The 3698-nt window shown below is 61.3% G+C and carries 4 protein-coding genes and 1 pseudogene; 2 read left to right on the top strand and 3 right to left on the bottom strand.

Annotated features, from left to right (window positions below; translation table 11 throughout):
- Positions 1–693, bottom strand: a pseudogene (locus EOA22_RS27530) (hypothetical protein); the annotation flags it as partial.
- 262 nt (positions 694–955) lie between these two features.
- Between EOA22_RS27530 and EOA22_RS27525 the strand changes: the two are divergent.
- On the top strand, positions 956–1381 hold the full coding sequence (locus EOA22_RS27525; protein WP_013530978.1) for a low affinity iron permease family protein: 426 nt from the start codon (positions 956–958) through the stop codon (positions 1379–1381).
- Positions 1382–1384: 3 nt separating this feature from the next.
- Here the strand turns inward: EOA22_RS27525 and EOA22_RS27520 are convergent, their stop codons facing one another.
- Positions 1385–2251 carry an SDR family NAD(P)-dependent oxidoreductase gene (locus tag EOA22_RS27520; protein ID WP_127390358.1) on the bottom strand — a complete coding sequence of 289 codons (867 nt, stop codon included), beginning with the start codon at positions 2249–2251 and terminating at the stop codon, positions 1385–1387.
- 162 nt (positions 2252–2413) lie between these two features.
- Between EOA22_RS27520 and EOA22_RS27515 the strand changes: the two genes are divergently transcribed.
- Positions 2414–2695, top strand: coding sequence for a hypothetical protein (locus EOA22_RS27515; RefSeq protein ID WP_027160626.1), 282 nt, complete (start codon positions 2414–2416; stop codon positions 2693–2695).
- 52 nt (positions 2696–2747) lie between these two features.
- On the opposite strand, the gene EOA22_RS27510 is transcribed toward EOA22_RS27515, so the two are convergent.
- Positions 2748–3323: a TMEM175 family protein gene (locus EOA22_RS27510; RefSeq protein ID WP_013530981.1), complete on the bottom strand. Its 576-nt coding sequence runs from the start codon at positions 3321–3323 to the stop codon at positions 2748–2750.
- Positions 3324–3698: the final 375 nt, after the last annotated feature.

The following is a 3698-nucleotide window of genomic DNA, read 5'->3' as shown; positions in this document are numbered from 1 at the left end:
GCCGAAGGGAAGCTGGCCAACTGTCCGGGTGACCCGAGCCGCCAACTGGAAGAGATTGCGGTCGGCATGCAGCTTCGCCGGCAAGATGAGATCTTCCTGGAAATGCGTCGCGCCGAGCTTTTCGTAGCTGTCGGCGGCCTCGAGGATCAGCGATGTGGCGTTGCCGAGGTCGATGCCGAGTTGTGTCTGGGCGCCGAAGACCTGCTTGAACTCGCGCGTACCCAGCGTCAGCGGGCCGATATCCAGATTGTCGCCGGTGCTGGAGACGCGATAGCTCAGCGATCCCCTCAGTTCGAGGCCCGGGCCGAGCCGGCGGAAGGCCTCGGCCGACAGCGACAATCCGCGGTCGTCCTCGATCGACGTCTTGTCGTAATGCGTTACCTGGAAGTCCGCGCTGAATTTCGCGTTGGCGTCGTTGTCGCCCCATTGCTGCTGCAGCGAACCGCGCAACAGTGTGTACCAGTCCTTGACCGCATGGTCGCTGTCCAGCGCGTTGTTGGTCCAATGCCTTTCGAGACTGCCGGTGATTGTCGGATCGGTCGCTATTTCGGCAGCCGGTGCTGTTGATGGTTCTGCCCTGGCGGTCACGGCCGCGCAGGCCATCAGCAGGCCTAGGCCGGCGCTGCCAAGCAATCTGCGGGAAAGTGGAGCGACCGTCTGTCCTTCTGCCGGTCGGCGCTTTCGGGAAACCATGCTCCGCGCTCTCCGGACTGAAACCCCTTCCGCCATGCGGGGGTGGCGCAGCGGAAGGGGCTGGAGGTAAACCGCTGTGAAGCGGAAGGAACAGGCACTCTTGCCTGCGGGAGTACTGTGGCATTGAACCCATAAGGTGTGTTTTCCAGACTATTCTCCCTATGCGTGCAGGCAATTGTACCTGAGGTATTTGTTCGCATCGGGAACCTGAAGCGGTCGCTGATTGTTTCTCATCGCGCCGCAGCGTCGAGGATTTCGATAGATGGAAAAGCATTTCACCAAGGTTGCCAACTGGGTCGCCCGCATAGCCGGCCTGCCGCCGACATTCGCCGTCTGTTGCCTCATCATCATCGCCTGGGGGGTGAGCGGTCCGTTCTTCGGCTTTTCGGACACTTGGCAACTTGTCATCAACACGGGCACGACCATCATCACCTTCCTGATGGTCTTCCTGATCCAGAACACTCAGAACCGCGACGGCGCGGCGATCCAGGCCAAGCTCGACGAACTGATCCGGGTCGGCAAGGGCCACAACCACTTCATCGGCATCGAGCATCTGACCGAATCCGAAGTCGAGGAAATCCGCGCCAAATGCGAGCGTGCGGCAAAGCGGCATGACGAACAGATCGCCGACATCGCGGCGAAGAAGGCCGTGGCACAGAAGCGCGGGTCGAAAAAGCAAGCGGCCTGAAGATCAGCCTTTCATGAAGGCTGCGAAACTGCCTTTGTGGTCCGGATGCCAGCGCGACAAAGCGGGGCGGTTCTCGATGATGTCGCCGATCGCCCAGGCCATGCGCTTTTCATCCAGCGGCCGGGCCGCCTCATTGTCCGGGCACAGGATGTAGAAATCTCCCCTGGTCAGGGATTCCAGCATGAAATCCACAACCTGTTCGCCGGTCCAGGCGCCGGCCGGTTTTTCCGTCGCACCCTCGGTCAGACCGGTAAAGGTGAAGCCGGGGATCAGCAGATGGGCAGCGACATGGGCGCCGGGTTCGTTGCGCAACGCGTGCGCCAGGCCTTCCGTGAAGGTTTTCACTCCTGCCTTGGAGACATTGTAGGCAAGATTGCCGGGCGGCGTGGTGATGCCTTGCTTGGAGCCGGTGTTGACGATCAGACCCGGCCTGGCCGAGGCCAGCATGCGCGGCGCGAAGGCCTCCACGCCATGCACAACGCCCCAGAAATTGATGTCCAGCAGCCGTTTCCAGGCATCGCGGTTTTCCCACGGCTTTCCGGGGTTGTCGCCGACGCCGGCATTGTTCATCAGCAGCGACACGCCGCCGAAGGCGCCGAACGCTCTCTCGGCGAGGCGGTCCACCTCATCCGCCTTCGAAACGTCGGCGGCGACGGCAAGCACGGCATCGTCGCCGGCAAGCGCGGAAGCGGCGCGCGAGGCGTCGTCAAGCCGCGCGCCGCCAATGTCGGCCAGCACGATCTTCATGCCTAGCAATGCAAGCCGCTTGGCGGCCGCCAGACCGATGCCGCTGGCAGCGCCGGTGATCACGGCGGCATTGCCTGGAGCAAGCGCGGGCAGGGCGGTCTGGATCTCGGCGTCGGTGATCATGGGCGATGGATTCCTTGTTCGATGCGCCGAACTTAGCGCCGGAACGGGCCGGTGCAAGCCTCTGCTCGTCTTGTCGGGTTGACCAGTCCGGCCGAGGCTGCGCATGTTGCCCTTTGTCCCCGCAAAAGAGATTTAGGCCTGGGGACAAACGGAGGTTCCTGATTGACGGACTGGGTTGCAATTCTGAAGGAGCAGACCGCCATTGGCGACCAGATGGGCCGCGAGGTGCCGCAGATGCTGGCCAATCCCGACATCAGCGAAGCGCAGGTGAAGACACTCTTTTCCGCGCTGGAGAAACAAGCCGAGTTCGTCGAGAAACTGCGCATGGCGCTGGAAAAATTCGGCCATGATTTCTCGATCATCAAGGCCGCGGAACGGCTGGAGGAGCTCTATGCCGACCTCGCCGCATCGGTGGCGGAAAAACTGAAAGCGATGCGCAAGTAGGGCAATTTGGGAAAGCCGTGCAGCGCTCTACCTTGAAAATGTGTGAAGACAACTACTTTTCGATCACCCGCGCAAAGCGCCTATCCGGTACGAGCCATATCATCGCGACCAGCACATAGAGCGCGACGCCGATCCACTGGCTGACGAAGGTCAGCACGACGGCCACGATATAGACAGCCAGCGAGAGCTTCCCCTTGCGGTCATTACCCAGCGCCTTGGCAAAGGCGGTATCATTGCCGTGCAGGCGATGCAGCGCGGCGGCGAGTATGGTGTAGGCGATGGCGCATAGCGCGAGGTCGGTGCCATAGACTGCTACCGGCACCGGCGCAAAGTGGTTCTCGCCCATGAAGGCTGTGGTCACCGGCATCAGCGACAGCCAGAACAGCAGATTGAGGTTCGCCCACAGCACGCGCCCGTCGACCCGCTGAACGGTGTGGAACATGTTGTGCAGATTGTTCCAGTAGATGCCGACATTGATGAAGGACAGCACGTAGCAGAAGAAGATCGGCCACAACGGCACCAAGGCGGAGAAATCCTCGCCATGCGGCACTTTCAACTCAAGCACCATGATGGTGATGATGATAGCCACGACGCCATCGGTGAATGCCTCGACCCTGCCTTTGCCCATGGATCCCACCTTTGCCCGCGATGAATTGTCGAAAGAGAGTAACGCTAGCGGATGTTGAGGAGCCAATAAATGGCAACCGCGAAATTCCTCAACCATGTCCAAGGAAAATCCGGCATCAGTCCCGCTGGCCAGGACGGTTACGGCCGCCCACCTGTTGACTTTTCTTGGCTTGGCCGCTCCTCTTGCAGGGCAGTCTTGGCCGAAGCAGATGAACGGCCGGGATTCGAATGGAGGGGACTGATGAGATTTCGTTTTCTGCTTGTGGCCGCGACCATCCTGGCCGCGGTGTTCGGGACGTCCGCCGCGGCCTTCGCCTACAGCGCTCACACCTCGACCAACCTCAACGTCCGCAGCGGGCCGGGAGCGGGATACGCC

Source organism: Mesorhizobium sp. M7A.F.Ca.US.014.04.1.1, from assembly GCF_003998745.1.
Taxonomy (GTDB): domain Bacteria; phylum Pseudomonadota; class Alphaproteobacteria; order Rhizobiales; family Rhizobiaceae; genus Mesorhizobium; species Mesorhizobium ciceri.
Note: the sequence above shows the minus strand (reverse complement) of the source record. Positions and strands in the feature narration are given on the sequence as shown.